Origin of the sequence: Streptomyces novaecaesareae (genome assembly GCF_000716875.1) — a bacterium.
GTDB lineage: Bacteria > Actinomycetota > Actinomycetes > Streptomycetales > Streptomycetaceae > Kitasatospora > Kitasatospora novaecaesareae.
Window position 1 is genome coordinate 183,555 of the sequence record NZ_JNWQ01000001.1, and the last position, 20,505, is coordinate 204,059.

Genomic DNA, 20,505 nt, shown 5'->3' on the forward strand with positions numbered 1-20,505 from the left:
CAGAATCGGTCCCCACCGCACCCGACCGGAGGAACCGGAGGCAGCCGCCGAGATGGCCCGTCCACGCACCCCGCTGCTCAGCCGCGAGCGCATCGTCGCCGCCGCCCTGCGGCTGATCGACGACGAGGGGCTGGACGCCCTCTCCACCCGCCGCCTCGCCACCGAGCTGTCGGTCAGCGGGCCCTCGCTCTACAACCACTTCGCGACCAAGGACGAGCTGCTGGACGCGGTGGTGGACAGCGTCATCGGCGAAGTCGACTTGTCGATGTTCGGGCCCACCGGGCCCACCGGGCCCACCGGGCCCACCGGGCCCACCGGAACGAGCGCCGGAGCGGCTGGAACCTCCGCGACCCCGTGGCCGGTGGCGCTGCGCGACTGGGCGCGCTCCTACCGGGCCGCACTGGCCGCCCACCCCAACATCGTCCCGGTGCTCGCCCAGGGCCCGGGGCGGCGGCCGAACGCGCTGCGGCTGGCCGACGCGGTCTTCGGCCACCTGGTCGAGGCCGGGTGGCCGCGCGGCCAGGCGACCCGGATCGGCGCGCTGATGCGCTACTTCGTCACCGGCTCCGCGTTGGCGTCCTTCGCGGCCGGCTTCCCGGCGGACGCCGAGGTCTACGACGCGGCCGACTACCCGCACCTCGGCGAGGCGCACCGGCTGGCCGGGCACCGCGGGACGGTCGACGAGGGCGCCTTCGAGACCGGTCTGGAGGCGCTGCTCGACGGGCTCGTCCTGCGCTTCGCCCGCCTCGCCGAGCGGGCCTGACGCCGACCCCGGTGCGGTCACGCGGTACCCCGGCGCCTCGCCCCGGCGCCACGCCCCGACACCGCTACCAGGGCTCGCGCGGGACGAAGGCCGGCCGCAGCGCCGCATCCACCGGGTCGTAGTACCGGTGGTAGACCGGCGTCAGCCCGCCCGAGACCGGGGGCACGATCCAGCTCCAGTCCGCCGGGGTCGGCCGGCCGAGCCGCTTCTCCTGGGCGACGTGCTTGAGGAAGCGCTCCGACTCGGTGTGGTGGTCGGCGATCGTCACCCCGGCCTCCTGGAAGGAGTGCAGCACGGCGATGTTGAGCTCGATCAGCGTGCGGTCGCGCCAGAGCGTGCGGTCGCTGGAGGTGTCCAGGCCCAGCCGCTCGGCGACGGCGCCGAGCATGTCGTACCGGTCGGCGTCGGCGAGGTTGCGGGCGCCGATCTCGGTGCCCATGTACCAGCCGTTGAACGGCGCGGTCGGGTAGCGGACGCCGCCGATCTCCAGCGTCATGTCGCTGATCGCGGGCACCGCGTACCAGCGCAGGCCGAGGTCGGCGAACCAGCCGTGCTCGGGGTGGCTCAGCGGCACCTCCAGCGTGGTGTCGTCCGGCAGCTCGTACCAGGCCGGGCGCTCGCCCGGGCGCTCCTGGACGAGCAGCGGCAGCACCTCGAAGCGGTCCTCGGCGCACTTCCAGCCGAGCTCGCGGGCCCGGGCGGCGAGCGCGGCGCCGGCCGGGTCGCCGACGGCGCCGTCCGCGGTGCGGTGGCCGGCGTAGCGGACCAGCTGCTGGTTGAGGATGCGCGCGGCCGGGCGGCCCGGACGGTCGGGGGCGAACACCGAGACCACCGGGCGGATCCGCCCGCCGTTGCCCGCCAGCCGCAGGTGCTCGAAGCACTCGGCGGCGATGTCGTCGGCGGAGGAGAGGTGGCGCAGGTCGCGGACCACCAGGCTGCGCCAGTACAGCCGGCCGATGCAGCGGGCTGCGTTGCGCCAGGCGAGCTTGGCGCCGTAGGCGAGTTCGGCGGGGGTGTGCCGGTAGCTGCCGGTGCGGTCGATCTCGTCGAGGACGGTGTGCAGTCGCGGTTCCAGGGCCCCGGCGGCGGGCTGCTCCTGGTGGAACTGCCGGATGAAGTCGGCGGCCTGGTCCGGGTCGGTGAACGGCGGCGGCGCGGCTGTCGGTGCGGGCGTCGGTACGGATGTCGGTGCGGGCGTCGGTATGGGCGTCGGTACGGCTGTCGGTACGGCTGTCGGTACGGATGTCGCCGTCGGGTGCGGGTGCAGCGCCGGGGCGTGCGCGTGGGCGTACGGGCAGCCGCCGGTCGGGGCGGCGGCCGCGGTTCTGCGGGTGCGGTTGCGAAGCCGGTCGAAGATCAAGGACACATCCCTCCTGTCGCACAGGAGTACCGGAGGTGCGCGGTCCACCGCAGAGAGTGAACGATTCGGCCCCCGCACCCGCGCCGATGGCGCTAGGGTGCGGGGGCCGAAGGTCAGAAATTCAGACTGTGAGACCGTGAGACCGTCCGATCAGCCGATGTACGGCTGTCAGCCCATGTCCTCCAGGCGGATGCCCTTGGTCTCCTTCAGGTACTTGGCCACGAAGAGGGCCGACAGCGCGGCGAAGGCGGCGTAGATCAGGTAGGTCGCCGACAGGTTCCACCGGGACATGGACGGGAACGAGACGGTGATCACCCAGTTGGCGATCCACTGCGCGGAGGCGGCGACGGAGAGCGCGGCGGCGCGGACCCGGTTCGGGAACATCTCGCCGAGCATCACCCAGACGACCACGCCCCAGGACATCGCGAAGAACAGCACGAAGGCGTTGGCGGCGATCAGCGCGACGGTGCCCTGCAGGTCGGGCAGGGTGAGGTTGTCGCCGCTGCCGGTGGCCGAGGAGAACGCCCAGCCGGCCGCGCCGAGGGCGACCGCCATGCCGACCGAGCCGATCAGGGCGAGCGGCTTGCGGCCGATCCGGTCGACCAGCACGATCGCCACCACGGTGCCGAGGATGTTGATGACCGAGCCGATGAAGCTGATCAGCAGCGAGTTGCTCTGGTCGATGCCGACCGACTGCCACAGGATCGACGAGTAGTAGAAGATCACGTTGATGCCGACCAGCTGCTGGAAGACCGACAGGCCGATGCCGACCCAGACGATCGGCAGCAGGCCGAAGCGGCCGCCGAGCAGGTCGCGGAAGCGCGGGCGGTGGTCGGAGGCGATCAGCGCCTGGACCTCGGCGATCCGGGCGTCGGTGTCCACGCCCTCGCCCTCGACCTCGGTGAGCACCTTGCGGGCGTCGTCGAGCCGGCCGGCCTGGATCAGGTAGCGCGGGGACTCGGGGATGACCGAGGAGAGCACGAAGTAGACCGCGGCCGGCACGACGCAGATGCCGAGCATCCACTGCCAGGCCTCCAGGCCGAGCAGGTGGCCGCGGGTCTCGCCGCCGGCGGCCTGCGCCAGCAGCCAGTTGATCAGCTGGGATATCGCGATGCCGAGCACGATCGCGGCCTGCTGGAAGGAGGCCAGCCGGCCCCGGTACTTGGTCGGCGCGACCTCGGCGATGTAGGTCGGGGCGATCACCGAGGCGATGCCGATGGCCGCGCCGCCGAGGACGCGCCAGAGGGCGAGGTCCCAGGCGGAGAAGGGCAGCATCGAGCCGACGGCGCTGACCGCGAACAGCAGCGCGCCCGCCTTCATGACCTTGATGCGGCCGTACCGGTCGGCGAACCGGCCGGCCAGCGCCGCGCCGACCGCCGAGCCCAGCAGGGCCGAGGAGACGATCAGGCCGGTCACGCCGTCGCCGACGCCGAACTTCTCCTGGATGCCGGAGACGGCGCCGTTGATCACGGAGCTGTCGTAGCCGAACAGGAACCCGCCGAGGGCCGCGGCGGCGGTGATGAAGACGACGAAGCCGAGGCGGCCGGGCGCGGGGGCCTCGACCGCCCCGGAGGGCTTCTGGGTGACGCTCACGATCTGACTCCTGGTACTCAACACTGAGCTCGGTAGTCGAGATCGTAACCCTTATTCGTTTAACTCTTGTACACCGGCATGCCCGATGCTTGCTCTAAGAATTCGTAAGGTGAACAAGCAAATTGGGCCGCTCAGGCCGGGGTGGAGAGCGAGAGCCCGAAGCGGCCCTCGGGGTCCGTCCACCAGTGGTCCAGCCGCAGCCCGGCCGCCGACAGCTCCCCGGCGACCCGCTCCCGGCGGAACTTGGCCGACACCTCGGTGCGCAGCTCCTCCCCCCGGTCGAAGTGCACCGGCAGGTCCAGGGCCGGGATCTTCACCGTCTGCGAGCGCAGCGAGCGCAGGCGCATCTCGATCCACTCGTGCTCGGCGTCCCAGAGCGCGACGTGCTCGAAGGCGTCCGGGTCGAAGTCGGCGCCCAGTTCCCGGTTGAGCACGTTGAGCACGTTCCGGTTGAACTCGGCGGTCACCCCGGCGGAGTCGTCGTAGGCGGCGACCAGTACCGCCGGGTCCTTGACCAGGTCGGTGCCGAGCAGCAGGAAGTCGCCCGGGTCGAGGGCGGCGCGCAGGCCGCGCAGGAAGGCCGCGCGCTCCGCGGGCAGCAGGTTGCCGAGGGTGCCGCCGAGGAAGGCGACCAGCCGCGGGCCGCCCTCCGGGGGCAGGCCGAGCCGGGCGGTGAAGTCGGCCAGCACTCCGTGTACGGCCAGCCCGGGGTACTCGGCGGCGAGCGCGGTGCCGGCCGCGGTCAGCGCGCTCTCGCTGACGTCCACCGGGACGTACGTCTCCAGGGTGTCGAGCGCGCGCAGGGCGTCCAGCAGCAGCCGGGTCTTCTCGGAGGAGCCGGAGCCCAGCTCGACCAGGGTGCGGGCCCCGGTGGCGGCGGCGATCTCGCCGGCCCGGGCGGTCAGGATGGCCCGCTCGGCGCGGGTCGGGTAGTACTCGGGCAGCCGGGTGATCTCCTCGAACAGCTCGCTGCCCCGCGCGTCGTAGAACCACTTCGGCGGCAGCCACTTCGGCTCGGAGGTCAGTCCGTGCCGTACGTCGTGGTGCAGTGCGGTGCTGAAGTGGTCGGCGGGCAGCAGTCGGGTGAGATCGAAGGTGTCCATGACAGGGTGGTTCCTCTGTTCAGAAGATGAAGGGAGAGTGGAGATCAGTAGTGGCTCGGGAGCCGGTGGACGGTGACCCCGTCGCCGTCGGCCAGCAGCAGCGAGCCGTCCGGGACGGGCGTCCAGCCGGGCCCGTCGTCGTACGGCTCGGAGGCCACCACCGTGCCGAGGCCCGGCAGGGTGCGGTGGTGCAGGGTGTCGCCCCAGGTGGTCGCGGCGATCGCGGTGCCGTCGGTGAGCAGCAGGTTCAGTCGCGCGGTGGTGTGCGCGGCGACGTCCGCGACGGTGCCGGCCAGGGCCTCGCCGAGCCCGGCGCCAGCCCGCAGCCGGTGCAGGGTGAGGGCCCACAGCAGGGCCGAGTCGGTGCGCGCCTCCAGCTCCAGCAGCTCCGCCGGGGGGAGCAGGGCGGCCAGCGCGTTCAGCTTGCCCGGCCAGCCGGCCACCGCGCCGTTGTGGCTGAACAGCCATCGCTCGGCGGCGAACGGCGCGGCCGCGTGCTCGCCCGCCGCGCAGCCCTCGGTGGCCGAGCGGACGGCGGCCAGCAGCGCCCGGGTGCGGACCACCCGGGCGAGGTCGGCGAAGGTCGCGTCCGCCCAGATCGGCCCGGTCCGGCGGTAGCGGGCGGGCACCTCGTCGCCGTCCGCGTACCAGCCGAGACCGAAGCCGTCCACGTTGACCGTGCCGTGCTGCTGCGTCCGGGGTGCCCAGGACTGCCGGTAGAGCGCGTACGGCGGGTGCACCAGCAGCTCCTGGGGTGCCACCGGCTCGCCCAGGTAGGCGATGTGACGGCACATCAGGCACGCTCCAGGTCGCGGGCGGTACGGAAGCCGGCGAAGATCTGCCGCCGGACGGGGTAGTCCCAGTTGCGGAAGGTGCCCCGGCAGGCGACCGGCGCCACCGCGAAGCAGCCGCCGCGCAGCACCTTGTACTCGGGGCCGAAGAAGACCTCCGAGTACTCCTTGTACGGCCAGGCCCGGAAGCCCGGGTAGGAGCGGAAGTCGCTCGCCGTCCACTCCCACACGTCGCCGATCAACTGCCGGACGCCGTACGGGGACTGGCCCTTCGGGTAGCTGCCCGCCCCGGCCGGGCGCAGGTGGTGCTGGCCGAGGTTGGCGTGCTCGGGCCCGGGTGCTCCGTCGCCCCAGGGGTAGCGGCGGGAGCGGCCGGTGGCCGGGTCGTGCCGGGCCGCCTTCTCCCACTCCGCCTCGGTCGGCAGCCGACGCCCGGCCCACCGGGCGTACGCGTCCGCCTCGTACCAACTGACGTGCAGAACCGGCTCGTTCAGCGGCACGGGCTCGACCGTGCCGAAGTGCCGGCGGAGCCACTGGCCGTCCTCGAAGCGCCAGAACAGCGGGGCGGTCAGGTCCGCGCGCTGCCGGTGCTCCCAGCCCTGCGGTGTCCACCAGTGCGGGTCGTCGTAGCCGCCGTCCGCGATGAAGCGCTGGTAGGCGGCGTTGGTGACGGGGGTGGTGTCCAGCAGGAAGGCGGGCAGGTCGACGACGTGGGCCGGGCGCTCGTTGTCCAGCGCCCACGGCTCGGTGTCCGTACCCATGGTGAACGGCCCCGCCGGGATGAGCACTTCGGCGGGCAGTGCGGCCGCGTCGGCGGGCACGGGCGGCGGTGGGGGAGCGGCCAGGGCCGGCTCGCCCTTGCGGAGCTGGTGGGTGATCAGCATCGTCTCGTCGTGCTGCTGCTCGTGCTGGGCGATCATCCCGAACGCGAACCCGGCCTCCAGCAGCGGCGCACCCTCCAGCGGGCTGGCGGCGAGCAGGTCCAGCACCCGGCCGCGCACGTCGTGGGCGTAGGCGCGGGCCTCGGCGGGCGGCAGCAGCGGCAGGCTGGGGCGCTCGGCCCGGGGGTGCTGGAAGGCGTCGTACAGCGGGTCGATCTCCGGGTGCATCGGGTCCCGGCCGCCGACGTTGCGCAGCAGCCAGAGCTCCTCCTGGTTGCCGATGTGCGCGAGGTCCCAGACCAGCGGGGACATCAGCGGGGAGTGCTGGGCGGTGAGGTCGCCGTCCCCGACGCAGTCGGTCAGCGCGGCGGTCCGGGCGCGGGCGGCCAGCAGCTCGGCGGCGATGGTCTCCCGCAGGTCCTCGATGCCGCGCAGGTCCTGGATGTTGCGCGGGCCCTGGGTGCCGTGCGGCGCCTCGACTCCGCGCGGGGCCTCGGCCCCGGTGGCGGGGGCTGTGGTCGGGCCGTTCGGTCGGACGTCGGTCATGGTGCGGCCTCCTCCGGGGGAGTGCGTCGGGTGCCTGAGCGCAGGGCGTCCAGCTGGTCGTCGGCCGGGCAGCGGCCGCGCGCGGGGTAGCGCTCGGCGAACTCGGCGACGGCGGTGCGCAGCCGCCCGGCACCGGGCAGGCGGCCCAGTGCGGCGTCGGCGGCGGCGAAGCAGGTCAGGGTGGCGCGGCGCAGTTCGGGGTCGCCGACGGCCAGGGTGGCGGCGCGGCGCCAGACCTCGCTGCGCGGCGGGCGCGGCCCGTCCGGCCCCTTCGGCCGGTCCAGGGCCTCCAGCGGCTCCAGCGCGGCCAGCGCGGCGTCCGCGGCCACCGGGTCGTCCAGCAGTGCGGTGACCAGGGCGGCGACCACCATCCAGCCGTCCCCCGGCTGGGCGTCGATCATCCGCAGCTCCAGGTGGCCGCGCGGGCGGACCGGGGGGAAGAGCGTGGTGCGGTGGTAGTCCAAGTCGTCCAGCGTGGGCGGGCGTTCGCCGGCGCCGCGGATCCACTGGCGGAAGGTCAGCCCGGGCGGGGCCGTCCACGGGAGTCCCTCCGGCCGGCGCACGCACAGGACTTCGGCGTCCAGCACGTACTGCGCCCAGGCCTCGCGCGGGTCTCCGTGGTCCGGCTCCGGGGCCAGCGTGCGGGTCGGGTCCATCCGGGACCAGACGGTCTGCCGGGTCGACCGGTGGCCGGTCGGCCTGCCGTCCAGGAGCGGGGAGTTGGCGAAGGCGGCGACCAGCACCGGGCCCAGCCGGTGCACCAGCCGCCAGCGGCGGTCCACCGCGTGCGGGCCGTCCGCGTCGCCGGCGTCCAGGCACACCTGCACCGACGCGGTACCGGTCATCATGATCCGGCCCCAGGGCCCTGCGGAGTCGAAGAAGCGCTCCATCGCGAGGTAGCGGGGGTGGTCCAGCACCATCCGTCGGGGGCGGGACAGCGGGTCCGTCCCGGTGCCGGTGAGTCGCAGGCCCTGCGCCGCGAAGGCGGCCCGCAGGGCGGTCAGATCGCGCCGGGTGTCGTCGACGCAGGCCAGGAGGCCGGAGGCGGGCGGGGAGCTGAGCTCGACCTGTCCGCCGGGTTCGAGCGTGAGGCGCGAACCGGAGGGGAGCGAGGTACCGTCGGCGCCGCCGAGGGGCAGCGACTCCAGTGCGGCGTGGATCAGTTCGGGCCGTACGGGCCGGGTGGGACATCGATCGTCGTGGACGAACCACTCGACCTCGACACCCACCAGTCGAGGCGGTCCGATCTTGAAGCAGACGCCCGACACGTGGCTGCGCGCCCCCGATTCGGTCAACGGGGTCACCCCCGACGGGGGTGGTGGCGTGCTCTGACGGTCGGGCGGAGTGGTGCGTGATGTCGGTATCACCGGACAAACCATCCTCGGGATCACGATTGCGGCCCGGTCTACCTTGCCCAGTCTGCTACGGAGCATGCAGGGGCGCCCCGCAAAAATCGCGTGAACGTTCGTTTCTGCAGGTCAGGGGCGTGGCGAATGGGTGATTTCGTGGATCTGCGACCGGTCGTGCGCGGGCGCGCACGTGGTGTGCCGGGACCGGCACATGCCAGGGTCACGGGAGGTCGAGCCGCTCCAGCCGCTCCAGGACGGTGGTCAGCACCGAGCCCGGCAGGGCGTAGTTCAACCGCAGCGAACCGCGGCCGCCGGGGCCGAACTCGGCGCCGTCGGAGGCCTCCAGGCCGCAGCGCTCCAGCAGTGCCCGCCGGGCGTCCTGCGGCGGCAGGCCGAGGGCGGCGGCGTCCAGCCAGAGCAGGTAGGAGGCCTGCGGGGCGGACCGGACGGCGGGCCCGAGCAGGGCGGTGAGCCGGGTACGGGCGGTGGCGAGGTGGACGAGCAGCGCGTCCAGCCACGGGCCACCCTCGCGCAGCGCCGCCTGCTGCACGGTCTGCTCCAGCAGTCCGCCCTCCCAGAGGCCGTAGCCGGCCAGGGCGTCGGCGAACCGGGCGCGCAGCCCGGGATCGGGGACGAGGGCGAAACTGCTCGGGATGCCGGAGCAGTTGAAGGTCTTGCCGACGGAGTTGAGGGTGACCACCAGGTGGCGGTGCGCCGGGTCGGCGGTGGTCACGGCGACGGGGTGCACGTGGCCGGGGTGGGTGAGGTCGCCGTGCACCTCGTCCGAGACCAGCAGCGCGCCCGCCTCCGCCGCCCGCGCGGCCAGCGTGCGCAGCCCGTCGGCGGGCCAGACCCGGGCGGAGGGGTTGTGCGGGCTGCTGAGCAGGACGGCGGAGGCGGGGCCGGGGAGCGGACCGTCCGGGAGCCGGTAGCCGTCCGGGCCGATGGGCAGCGGCAGCTCGCGGTAGTCGAGGCGGGCGGCGCGGCAGAGCTGGGCGAAGCCGCCCCACTCGGGGGCCGGGAACAGGACGGGCGCCTGCGGGCGGGCCGGTTCCGGGCGGGCGGCTTCCGGTCGTCCGGGTGCCGGGCGTGCCGGTTCCGGTCGGCCGGGCTCCGGGCGGACGGTCTCCAGCAGGATGCGCAGGGCGGTGCGCGGGCCGCAGGGCAGCAGCAGGACCCAGTCCGGATCCACCTCGACGCCGTGCCGGGCGCGGTACCAGTCGGCCACCAGCGAGCGGCCGGCCGGGTCGCACACCGTGTAGCCGTACGCGCGGTGGCGGGCGCGTTGCCGCAGGGCGTCGGCGATCGCGGGCGGGCCGGGGAGGTCCATGTCGGCGAGGCCCATCGGGATCACCCCGGGGGCGCCGGGGGCGTCGGCGCGGGCCCACTTGCTGCTGCCGGTGCCGGCGCGGTCGAAGGGGGAGTCGAAGTCGGGAGTGGGGCGAACAGATGACAGATTTCGAAATCTGTCATCTGTTCGCTGAAAGCTGTCTTCTGTCATCTGTCACCTCCGGCCGCCAGGTGCGCCGCCAGTCCGCGCCGCCCCCGGAGCATCATCACCGCGTGGTTGGCCCGGAACAGCGGGTGCAGCGGCAGTGCGAGCCGGCGCAGCAGCGGATTGCCGGGCCGGGTGTCCTCCTCGAACAGCACCCGGCAACCTGCGCCGCCCGTACCGCCCGCGGCGCCCGTACCGCCAGTGCCGCCCGGACCGGTCGGCCCGCCCGTCGTCACCGTGAACCGCGACCACCCGTTGAGGTCGCCCCGCATGACCGCCTCCAGCACCCCGGCCTCCGGGTCGCGCCGGTGTGCCGCCAGGCTGATCACCAACCGGTACGGCAGCAGTGCGCGCACGACCACGTCCCCGGTCTCCGCGCCGGTCCGCCGGACCTCGCGGATCTCCGGCCACCACAGCGGATAGCTCGGCACGTCCGCCAGCGCCGCGTACACGACGGACGCCGGTGCCGCGAGCCGCCACACGCCCCGGAAACGGTAGTGGTTGGGGTCCACGGGCCCCACCCTAGCCGGGCCGGGGCGGCGCGAGGGCCGAACGCCGTTGGGCCGTTGCCGAGTTGGCGCGGACAGCCACCGGGCGCGGAGGTGAACGTTCCGGAAACGTCCGCCCGCCGGGAAGGGGGCACTCCGCTTGCACCCGTTCGAGGTGCGGAGGAGGATCTTCTGTGCTTGTAGTCTCATCTGTCACGGCAGCATCCCCAGGGCGCTGCGCCCCCGGATCCGGAGTGAAGGAGTCACAGGCATGCGGCGACCGAGCTGGGTACCGGAGGGGACGGACCTGGACAAACCGAACGCCGCGCGGGTCTACGACTACTACCTCGGGGGTTCGCACAACTTCGAGGTCGACCGGGAGATGGCCCGCAAGGCGATCGGCCTGTGGCCGGAGCTGCCGCAGATCATGCGCTCCAACCGCGCCTTCCTGCGCCGCGCCGTGACCTTCCTCGCCGAGCGGGGCGTGACCCGCTTCCTGGACATCGGCTCCGGCATCCCGACCTTCGGCGCCGTGCACGAGATCGCCCGGGCGGTCCGCCCCGAGTCGAAGGTCGTCTACGTGGACCGCGACCCGGTCGCCGTCGCGCACAGCCGCCTGCTGCTGGCGGACGACCCGGACAGCGCCGTCGTCCAGGCCGACCTGCGCGACGTCGGCGACCTGATGGCCCACCCCGAGGTCACCGAGCTGATCGCGGCGGGCGAGCCGGTGGCCGTCCTGCTGGTGGCCGTCGCCCACTTCGTCAGCGACGACGAGGACCCGTGGAAGCTGATCGGCGTGATCCGCGACGCGCTCCCGCCCGGCAGCGCGCTGGTGCTGTCGCACGCCTCGCTGGAAGGCCGCCCGGACCAGGCGGAGGACCATCAGAAGCTCTACCGGATGACGCCGACCCCGCTGACCATGCGCACCCGCGAGCAGGTCGCCGCGATGTTCGCCGGCTTCGGGCTGGTCGAGCCCGGCGTGGTCTACCTGCCGCAGTGGCGCCCGGACCAGCCCCACGCGGTCGGTGCGCACCCCGAGCGGATGGCCGGGGTGGCGGGCGTCGGGATCCGCCCTTGAGCGGACGCCACCGACGAGGCGCCGACGGCCGCCCGCCCCGCGCGGCGGCCGCCGGGGGCACGGCGTCGGCCAACACCGGGGGCGCGGTCGGACGTACGTACGGACGCGCGGCCAGGCGCGCGGCCGCCGCCGGAAACGGGCCACGCCGATGAGCAGCACCCCTGAGCGCGGCGGCGCCGAGCGGTTCCACGAGGACTGGGCCCGGCTGCTCTCGGCCGACCACGGCATCGCCGTTCACCCCGACCTGCTCAACCGGCTGGTCGCGCGCACCGCCGCCCTGTTGCACCGCGCCCAGGAGGAGCAGCCCTTCGAGCCGCGCCTGGCCACGCAGGCCGGCGCCGAACTGGTCGACGCGCACTTCACCGACCCGGTGCTGCTGGCCCGGGCCGTCGAACTGCTCCAGGCGCAGCCCCTCGCCGACGACCGCGGCCCCGTCCTGACCGGCGCCTTCGCGGCCGGCTGGGCCGCCGCCCTGCGCGAGCGCACGCTGCGCGAACAGGAGGCGATCCGCACCGCCGCCGACGTCGCCCGCAAGGAGGCCGAGCGGGCGCTGCGCGCCTCCGAGGCCCGGTTCCGCGCGCTGTTCGAGAGCGCCGCGATCGGCATCGGCATCGGTGACACCGACGGCAACATCATGGCCGTCAACAAGGCCCTGCAGGAGCTGTTCGGCGCGGGCCCGGCGGACATGATCGGCCGCCGGGTCGGCGACCTCGTGCACCCCGAGGACGCCCCGGGCGTGTGGGAGGCGTACGAGGAGCTGATCAGCGGCAAGCGCGAGTACTTCCAGTTCGACAAGCCGTACTACCGCCAGGACGGCGAGGTGATCTGGACCCACCTGACCGTCTCGCTGATCCGCGACGACGACGGCTCCCCGCAGTACCAGGTCGCGATGCTGGAGGATGTCACCGACCGCTACCGGCTCCAGGAGCGGCTGCGCCACCAGGCCACGCACGACCCGCTGACCGGCCTGCCCAACCGTGCGGCCTTCTTCGAACGGCTGGAGAAGCTGTTCGAGGAACCGGAGCCGGGCGACCGCTTCGGCCTCTGCTACGTCGACCTGGACGGCTTCAAGGTGGTCAACGACAGCCTCGGCCACGACATGGGCGACCAGCTGCTGGCCGCCGTCGGTGCCCGGCTCAAGGCCGCCCTCACCCCGCTCGGCCACCTCGTGGCCCGGCTCGGCGGGGACGAGTTCGTCGTCCTGCTGGAGAAGTGCCGGGGCGAGCAGGAGGCGGTGGCCGCCGCGAAGACGGTGCTCAAGGCGCTCGCCGGGCCGGTGCTGATCGGCGACCACAAGCTCGCCGTCGGCGCCAGCGTCGGCGTGCTGGAGCGGCGGGTGTCCACCACCACCCCGGGCGCCGCCGTCCGGGCCGCCGACCTCACCCTGTACCGCGCCAAGGAGGCCGGCCGCGGCCGCTGGACGCTGTTCGACCCCAAGGAGAACGCCCGCGCGGTCAGCCGCTACGCGGTGTCGGTACGGATGCCCGCCGCCCTCGACCGCGGCGAGTTCTTCATCGACTACCAGCCGCTCTACCGCCTCGCCGACGGCCGGCTGGCCGCCGTGGAGGCGCTGGTGCGCTGGCGCCACCCGCAGCTCGGCGTGCTCGGCCCGGACGAGTTCGTCACCACCGCCGAGGAGACCGGCCTGATCATGCCGCTCGGCCGCTGGGTGCTGGAGCAGGCCTGCGGCCAGGCCGCCGACTGGATCAAACGGTTCGGCGACGCCGCGCCGCAGCTCAACGTCAACCTGGCGGTCCGCCAGGCGCGCAGCGCCGCGCTCGTCACCGACCTCGGCCGGATCCTGGACGGCACCGGCCTGGACCCGGCCCGGTTGCAGCTGGAGATCACCGAGTCGACCGTGGTCGGCCCCGAGGACGAGGCGCTGCGCACCCTGCACGGACTGGTCGACCTCGGGGTGTCGCTGGCCGTGGACGACTTCGGCACCGGCTGGTCCAACCTCGCCTACCTGCGCGACCTGCCCGTGTCCGGGCTGAAGATCGCCGGGTCCTTCGTCGGCGACCTGCACGAACCGGGCAAGGACGAGTCCACCGGGTGGCGGATCGTCAGCGGCCTGGTGTCGATGGCGCACGCGCTCGGGCTGAACGTCACCGCCGAGGGCGTGGAGACGCTGCGGGACGCCCAGCGGCTGCGGACCATGGGCTGCGACTGGGCGCAGGGCTGGCACTTCGGCCGCCCGGTGCGGCCGGCCGAGATCGCCCGGCGGATCGTGGAGGAGCCGAAGGGACGCCCGGTCGAGGAGGGCTGAGGGCCGGTCGCGCCGACGTACCGGTCGCGCTCGCGTACCGGTCCTGCGGCGGGTCGGTCCTGATCCGGAAAAGCGCCCGACGCCCGGGCCCGGCATGCGGGATGATGGCGCGTCAAATCACCACCCCGGCACCGGCGCGCCCATGGTCACGGCCCCGCGCCGGTCCGGGCCGCGGGGGAGGGGAGCGCCGCATGGGCACGACGGAGGACGCGGATCCGGCCGACGGCGATCGGCGCGGGCCGAGACCCCGGTCGGCAGTCGGCGGCGGGCCGGGTGCGCAGTGGACGCAGCGGGCGCAGGCGCAGCAGGCGGCGGAACCGTCGGGGGAGCCCGGAGAGGTCGGGCAGCCAGGGCAGCCAGGGGAGCTGCCGCAGAGCAGGGTGGAGCGGTGGTCGCGCGGGCGGTGGCGCGGTACCGGCGCCGCACCGGGCCGCTCGTCCAGGCTCGGGTCCGTCCCGCCGACCCGGGTGGATCCGGAGGGCGCGCCCCGCTTCGACCCGGAGGCCGTGACCCGGCGGGTGACCGGGGCCGAGCCGCGCTTCGACCCGCAGGCGCCGACGAAGGTGCGGAAGGGCGGCCGGGGGCGCTTCGACCCGGACGCGGTGACCGAGGTCGTCCGGCCCCGGCCGGGTGCCGGGCCGGCGCCGTCCTGGCAGGACAGCGTCGGGCCCGGGCCGGCCTCCGGCGGCAGGCCCGTCCCGCCCGGAGGGCCCGACCCGGGCGGACACGGAGGGCCCGACCTGGGCCTCGGTTCAGGCTTCGGCGAGGCCCACGGAGCAGACGGTCCGCCCGAGGAGGCCTTCCCGCGAGCCCTGCGGGACCGTTTCGTCCCGCTGGGCAAGGCCGGCGCGGGCTCCGAGGGCACCGTCTGGTACGTCCGGCGCACCGACGGCGGCGGCGACGCGGCCGTCAAGGTCGCCGCCAGCGGGCAGCCGATGGACCACGAACTGCTCGCGCACCTGCGCAACGACGGCTTCCGGCGGCACGTCCCGCACCTGATCGACTTCGGGCGGGTCCGCCACCACGGGGCCCTGGTCGACTGGGTGGCCATGGAGTACCTGCCGGTCACCCTCGCCGCGCACGTCGCCGAGTTGTGGCGCGAGGGCGGGCACACCGACCGGCGGACCACCGAGCAGATCGTCTACGAGCTGGTCGCCCTGCTCGACTTCTGGCAGCAGCGGATCAGGCGCAACCCGCTGGACTTCAAGCCCGCCAACATCCTGGTGCGCCCCGGCCGCGCCTCCGGGGAGTTCGTGATCGCCGACTTCGGCGGGGTCGACCGGCTCACCGACAGCCGCCGGTTCACCTCCGCGATGATGGTCACCGTCGCCTACATGGCCCCCGAGCAGCTGGCCGGCAAGAACCACCAGGCCGGGCCCTGGTGGGGCCTCGGCAACGTGCTGTACGAACTCTTCGTCGGCCGCCCGCGGTTCCTCGGCGCGGACGGTGAACGCGCCGCCGACCAGGAGCTGGAGCTGGAACTCGTGATGGGCGAGGAGGTGGACCTCACCGCCGTCCGTGACCCGCGCCAACTGCTGCTCCTCCAGGGGCTGTTCACCAAGAAGCCGGAGGACCGCTGGACCGCTCCGCAGGTCCGCGCCTGGCTGGCCGGCGGCACCCCCGAGGTGATCCGCCGTCGGCCCCAGGCGCAGGCCCGGGCCCACCGGCCGGTCACCTTCCTCGGCAACCCCTTCACCGATCCGGTACGGCTCACCGAGGCGCTGCTCAGGAACTCGGGCGCCGCCGCGCGCTGGCTCGCCACCGGGGGCGCGGAGCGGCTGCGGGACTGGCTGCGCGACGAGGTCGAGGACACCGTCTTCGACCTGCACTACCTCACCGACGTCGCCCGGGCGCCCGGCTCCCGGCGCGAGTCCGTGGCGGCCGTCGCCGTACTCGCCCTCGGCGCCGCCTTCGCACCGTCCGCCACCCCGCACTACCGCGACCGCCCGATCGACACCGCAGGACTGGAACGCATCGTCACCGAGCCGGACGGCGCCGAGCTCATCGACGAACTGGTCCGCGGCGGCGCGCCGGCCGTCGTCGCGCGCTACGACTGCTTCCACCCCGAATGCGCCGGCGAGCACTGCTCACGGCTGCTCGCGCTGGCCGGGCTGCCGGAGGTGCTGGCCGAGGTGGACCGGCTGGCCCGCACCGTCGGCGGCGGGCGGCGGGGCGGCGACGGGCTCAGCCCGGAGGAGCGGGAGGAGGCGTACCGGCAGGCGGTCTGGCTGAGCATCCGCCCCGAGGAGCGCCGGCGACTGCTCGGCCGGCTCTCGCCGCTGCCCGCCGCGCTGCACCGACTGCCGCTGCCCGGGCGGGTGTCGGAGCTGGCGGCCGTCGTGGCGGCAGTGGTCGTGGACGGGACGCTGACCGCAAGCGCGGGCGCCCGTACGGCCGTTCGCGCGGCGGCCCGGAAGCCGGCGCCCGATCCGGCGGCGGCCACCCCTCGGGACGTGGTGCGGCGCCGCTGGTCGGCGCTGCGGCGCCAGGCCGTGGCGGCCGACCCTTCCCAGGCCGCCGGGCGGGCGGCGCTGGTCGCGGCCGAAGCGCTGCGGCGACGCGGCCGGGGCCGTCCCGAGCGGCCCGAACCGGAGCCCGGGGTACGGCGGGAGGGCCGGCTGACCCGGCTCTGGCGCAACCGCCGCCGACGGCCGCCGGTGGCCTGGCGGGCCCGGCTGGAGGCCTGGTGGCCGCACGCCCGCACCGCGCTGCCGCGCCGGGCCGGGGCCGTCCTGCTGCTGCTCCTCGGCTTCGGACTGCTGCTCTGGGCGGGGGCGGTGCTCCGCTACCCGGTCGAGGCGGGCGAGAAGCTGGATATCGCGCCCGGCGGCGTCTTCGGCGGGCCGCTGCGGACGGCCGGCGACCATGCGGCGAGACAGACGGTGGGCCGGCTCGGCGCGGCCTTCGTCGCGGCCACCGTGCTCGCCTTCATTCCCGCCAGGGTCGGCGTCGGCACGGCACTGCTGACCGGCGCCGGGGCCTTCGCGATCGGCTACCTGCGGCTCGGGCCGCCGATGACGGCGGTGGAGGCGCCGCAGCCGGTGGCCGACCGGGTGGTCATGTTCGAGGGAGGGATGGGGAGTTGGGCCGGCATCGCGGCGGTGGTGGCGATCGTGGTGTCGCTCTGGCTGATCGAGCGGGCGGCCAACCGGCTGCTCAAGCCCGCCCAGGACGCCCGGTGGCGGGTCCGGGAGGCCTGGCGGCGGCTGGACGAGCGGCGCGCGGCGCGTTCGGGGGCGGCTCGTGAGGGCGTGCGGACGGGCGCGGGGGCCGGGCAGTGGCGTGGCGGCAACCCGGGTGTGCGCGACCGGCTGCGGTTCGCGCTCGGGAGCACGGCGGTGCTGGTCCTGCTGCTGTGGGCGGCGGTCGAGGTGCGGCTCGCGGTGACGGGGGTGCATCCGACGCCGGCCTCGTGGGGGACGGGCCGGACGGGCGCGGACTACCAGGCCGGGTTCGTCGTCCTGCTGGCGGTGGTGTCGCTGGTGAGCACCCTCGGGACTCGCCTCACCGCCCGGGCCCTGTTCGCGGTGTGGATCCCGGCCACCCTGTTCCTGGGCGCCTGGCCCGGACCGCTGGGCCCGGTCGAGGCGCTGCGGATCCCGGTGTTCGAGGGGCTGTTCCGCGCCCTCGCGGGGCTGTGGGGGCACGGCGCCTTCTGGGCCGCGCTGCTGGTGGCGCTGCCGCTGGCGGCGTACGGGGCGCTGCGGACGGTCCGGGGGCGGCCGGGGGAGAGGTGACGGCGGACGACGGACGGCGACGGCGGACAGATCACAGCCGACAGATGACAGCTGACAGATTTCGAAAGTTGTCAGCTGTCATCTGCTACCAGCTACCAGTCACCCGCCACTAGCCGCCCACTCAGCCGACCAGCCGGGACAGCTCGATCGAGTGCCCCGTCCGCTCCACCTTCGCCCGCAGGTACCGGACGTTGCTCGCCGACAGGTGCACGCCCGTCGGCACCCGGTGCCGCACGGCGATCCCGAGGTCGGCCAGCTGCGCCGCCTTGTCCGGGTTGTTGCTCAGCAGGTCGATGCCCGTGGCGCCGAGCGCGGCGAGCATCTGGGCGGCGGCCGTGTAGTCCCGGCCGTCCTCGGGCAGGCCGAGCGCGGTGTTGGCGTCGTACGTGTCCAGCCCGGAGTCCTGCAGGGCGTACGCATCGAGCTTGTTGTAGAGCCCGATGCCCCGGCCCTCCTGGCGCAGGTAGAGCAGGTATCCGCCGGTCTCGCCGATCCGTTCGACCGACTCGCGCAGCTGGGGCCCGCAGTCGCAGCGGTCCGAGCCGAAGACGTCCCCGGTCAGGCACTCGGAGTGCAGCCGCACCAGCGGCGTCCCGCCCTCGGGGACCGTGCCGAGGGCGAGCGCCAGGTGCTCGGCGCCGTCGGCGAGGCCGTGGAAGGTGAAGACCTCCGCCTCGACGTGGAAGCCGTCGGGGAAGGTCAGCGGGATGCGCACGTGCGAGCGCACCGTGGCGGGGCCGGGCAGGGGCATGGAACGGGCCTCCGTCGATCAGGGGTGGACCGGGCTGGATCGGATGTCGACCGTACTCGGTAGTTCCAATTTGAACAACTGCTTACCGACGGTGCCCGTCGCGATCATGGACCGCAGAACACCTCTCCCGCCCCGTCTGTTCCCTCCCCGCTCCCGACATGTGGTGCGGGGCGGTGCCCACTCCGACCGGTACCCGACCGGAGTGGGCACCGATTGTCGGGTACGCCAGGGTGGGTCCTTCCTACGGTGGTGATCAGCAAGGAAGGACGGGGTTGACGTGCTGGAACACCTGAACCGGGCGATGGAGTGCATCGAACGGGACCTGGACGGCGAGGTCGACGTGGCCGAGCTGGCACGGATCGCGATGACGTCGGAGTACCACTTCCGGCGACTGTTCTCGATGCTCGCCGGGATGCCGTTGTCGGAGTACGTCCGGCGCCGGCGGCTGACCGTCGCCGGGGCCGAAGTCCTCGACGGCAAAAGGACGTTGCTCGACATCGCGGTCCGGTACGGGTACACCTCGGGGGAGGCGTTCGCCCGGGCGTTCCGGGCGATGCACGGGGTCGGGCCGGGAGAGGCCCGGCGCGACGGTGCGGTGCTCACCTCCCAGCCCCGGATGTCCTTCCGACTCGTCGTGGAAGGAAGCAGCAGTATGGAGTACCGAATCGTCGAGAAGCCGGACTTCCGGATCGTCGGCAAGAAGGCCAGGGTGCCCCTGATCTACCTGGGGATCAACCCGCACATCGCCGAGTTCATCAAGGGGCTCGGCAAGGAGACCGTCGAGCGGATCACCGCCCTCACCGGCAAGGACCCGGTCGGCATCGTGTCGGTGAGTGACGACTTCTCGCCCAACCGGGAGGAGGGGTCCGAACTCGACTACTGGCACGCGGTGGTGGCGCGCGAGGACGCCGTCGTCCCGGAGGACCTGGACGTCCTCGACGTCCCGGCCGGCACCTGGGCGGTGTTCACCAACACCGGGCCGTTCCCGCAGGCACTGCAGGAGATGTGGGGGGACGTGGCCAGCCAGTGGTTCCCGTCCAACCCGTACGAGGCCCGGCCGGGCCCGGAGATCCTGCAGACCCGCTTCGTCCCGGGGACGGGCGACGCCGAGGCGGAGCTCTGGATCCCGGTGGCGCGGGCCGTGCGGAGCTGACAGGTAACAGCGGACAGATGACAGATTTCAATATCTGTCATCTGTCCGCTGTCGTTTGTTCTCCCACCCCGTTCGGCCCACCAGCGCCCGCCCCCTCGCCGCTTCGCCCCGCATGCTGGGGGCGGGGGAGGGGTGGGGGCCGCAGACCGCTACCCGAGGAATGGGATCACCGATGGTCAACGCGTTCGGCTTCACCGACTACGGCGGGCCGGAGACCCAGGAGTTCCTGGACCGCCCGCCCCTGGAGCCCGGCCCCGGCCGGTTGGCGATCGCGGTCCGGGCAGCCGGGGTGAATCCGATCGACTGGAAGATCCGCCGGGGCCTCTTCGGCCGCGAGCGCCAACTGCCCGCCGTGCTGGGCCAGGAGGCCTCGGGCGTGGTGCTGCGGGTCGGCCCCGGGGTCACCGGGTTCGCCCCGGGCGACGAGGTGTTCGGCACCGCCGCCTCCGGAGGCTTCTCCGAACAGACACTGTTGCGGGCCGAGTTGAGCGCCCTCAAGCCCGGTACCGTCGGCTTCGACCAGGCCGCCACCCTGCCCGTCTCGGCCGCCACCGCCGACGACGCCGTACGCGAACTCGGCCTCGGCGCCGGCCGAACGCTGCTGATCCTCGGCATCGCCGGCGGGGTCGGTACCATCGCCGCCCAGCTCGCCCGCACCCGGGGCCTGGTCGTGCTCGGCACCGCGAGCGACGCCAACCGCGCGTACGTGGACGCCCTCAGCGCGGTGCAGGTGCCCTACGGCGAGGGCGTCACCGAGCGGATCGCGGCGGCCGCGCCCGACGGCGTCGACGGCGTCCTCGACCTGGTCGGCGGCGACGCCCTGCGGGCGGTGGCGGGCGTGATCACCGACCGCACCGTGCTGGTCAGCACCGTGGACCCGGTCACCGTCGCCGAGTTGGGCGGCAGCTTCGTCACGCGTGCGACCACGTCCGGCACGCTGGCCGCCCTGGCCGCCCTGGTCGGTTCCGGCGAGCTGGACCCGCACGTCACCCACCGCTTCCCGCTCACCGGTGCCGCCGAGGCGCTCGCCCTGGTCGAGTCCGGACATGCGCGCGGCAAGGTCGTCATCGAGGTCGCCTGAGTCGAGGCTGCCTGAGTCGAAGTGGCCTGAGTCGAGGCCGCCCGAACCGAGGCCGCCCGAACCGAGGCCA

General features: G+C 74.1%; 15 protein-coding genes. 6 read left to right on the forward strand and 9 right to left on the reverse strand.

The features are described 5' to 3' along the window. Positions 1–52: 52 nt before the first annotated feature. Positions 53–763: a TetR/AcrR family transcriptional regulator gene (locus OP86_RS00805; RefSeq protein ID WP_030254316.1), complete on the forward strand. Its 711-nt coding sequence runs from the start codon at positions 53–55 to the stop codon at positions 761–763. A 64-nt stretch (positions 764–827) separates the two neighbouring features. Here OP86_RS00805 and OP86_RS00810 read toward each other — a convergent pair whose 3' ends face one another. The 8 genes from OP86_RS00810 to OP86_RS00845 form a co-directional block, all read right to left on the reverse strand. After that, positions 828–1,967, reverse strand: coding sequence for a nitric oxide synthase oxygenase (locus OP86_RS00810; RefSeq protein ID WP_078588361.1), 1,140 nt, complete (start codon positions 1,965–1,967; stop codon positions 828–830). 324 nt (positions 1,968–2,291) lie between these two features. Next, positions 2,292–3,719, reverse strand: a complete 1,428-nt coding sequence (locus OP86_RS00815) for a sugar porter family MFS transporter (RefSeq protein WP_106973306.1) — start codon at positions 3,717–3,719, stop codon at positions 2,292–2,294. Between the two features lie 128 nt (positions 3,720–3,847). Further along, complete coding sequence (gene egtD, locus OP86_RS00820) at positions 3,848–4,819, reverse strand: L-histidine N(alpha)-methyltransferase (protein ID WP_030254307.1); 972 nt, start codon at positions 4,817–4,819, stop codon at positions 3,848–3,850. 44 nt (positions 4,820–4,863) lie between these two features. Continuing rightward, entirely contained in the window at positions 4,864–5,613 is a 750-nt protein-coding gene (gene egtC, locus OP86_RS00825; RefSeq protein WP_030254304.1) for an ergothioneine biosynthesis protein EgtC, read from the reverse strand. Continuing rightward, entirely contained in the window at positions 5,613–7,037 is a 1,425-nt protein-coding gene (egtB, locus tag OP86_RS00830) for an ergothioneine biosynthesis protein EgtB (RefSeq protein WP_078588308.1), read from the reverse strand. Before egtB ends, egtC begins: the two co-directional genes overlap by 1 nt. Continuing rightward, positions 7,034–8,341 carry an ergothioneine biosynthesis glutamate--cysteine ligase EgtA gene (gene egtA / locus OP86_RS00835; RefSeq protein ID WP_051829513.1) on the reverse strand — a complete coding sequence of 436 codons (1,308 nt, stop codon included), beginning with the start codon at positions 8,339–8,341 and terminating at the stop codon, positions 7,034–7,036. Before egtA ends, egtB begins: the two co-directional genes overlap by 4 nt. Before the next feature lie 265 nt (positions 8,342–8,606). Further along, a complete protein-coding gene (locus OP86_RS00840; RefSeq protein WP_078588306.1) occupies positions 8,607–9,887 on the reverse strand; it encodes an aminotransferase class I/II-fold pyridoxal phosphate-dependent enzyme in 1,281 nt (426 codons plus the stop codon). Next, on the reverse strand, positions 9,884–10,393 hold the full coding sequence (locus tag OP86_RS00845) for an SRPBCC family protein (RefSeq protein WP_030056481.1): 510 nt from the start codon (positions 10,391–10,393) through the stop codon (positions 9,884–9,886). Before OP86_RS00845 ends, OP86_RS00840 begins: the two co-directional genes overlap by 4 nt. Before the next feature lie 247 nt (positions 10,394–10,640). Here OP86_RS00845 and OP86_RS00850 point away from each other — a divergent pair, with 247 nt between their 5' ends. From OP86_RS00850 to OP86_RS00865, 3 genes are all read left to right on the forward strand, one after another. Beyond that, a complete protein-coding gene (locus OP86_RS00850; RefSeq protein ID WP_030254295.1) occupies positions 10,641–11,447 on the forward strand; it encodes an SAM-dependent methyltransferase in 807 nt (268 codons plus the stop codon). A 148-nt stretch (positions 11,448–11,595) separates the two neighbouring features. After that, positions 11,596–13,713 carry a putative bifunctional diguanylate cyclase/phosphodiesterase gene (locus OP86_RS00855; RefSeq protein ID WP_030254292.1) on the forward strand — a complete coding sequence of 706 codons (2,118 nt, stop codon included), beginning with the start codon at positions 11,596–11,598 and terminating at the stop codon, positions 13,711–13,713. A gap of 191 nt (positions 13,714–13,904) precedes the next feature. Further along, positions 13,905–17,450, forward strand: coding sequence for a protein kinase domain-containing protein (locus tag OP86_RS00865; protein WP_078588305.1), 3,546 nt, complete (start codon positions 13,905–13,907; stop codon positions 17,448–17,450). 121 nt (positions 17,451–17,571) lie between these two features. Here OP86_RS00865 and OP86_RS00870 read toward each other — a convergent pair whose 3' ends face one another. Next, positions 17,572–18,201: a GTP cyclohydrolase II gene (locus OP86_RS00870; protein WP_030056486.1), complete on the reverse strand. Its 630-nt coding sequence runs from the start codon at positions 18,199–18,201 to the stop codon at positions 17,572–17,574. 277 nt (positions 18,202–18,478) lie between these two features. On the opposite strand from OP86_RS00870, the gene OP86_RS00875 reads away from it, so the two are divergent. Together OP86_RS00875 and OP86_RS00880 are read left to right on the forward strand one after the other, a co-directional pair. Then, a complete protein-coding gene (locus OP86_RS00875) occupies positions 18,479–19,354 on the forward strand; it encodes an AraC family transcriptional regulator (protein WP_030056487.1) in 876 nt (291 codons plus the stop codon). Between the two features lie 172 nt (positions 19,355–19,526). After that, positions 19,527–20,435, forward strand: a complete 909-nt coding sequence (locus OP86_RS00880; RefSeq protein ID WP_030056488.1) for an NADP-dependent oxidoreductase — start codon at positions 19,527–19,529, stop codon at positions 20,433–20,435. The last annotated feature ends 70 nt before the right edge of the window (positions 20,436–20,505 follow it).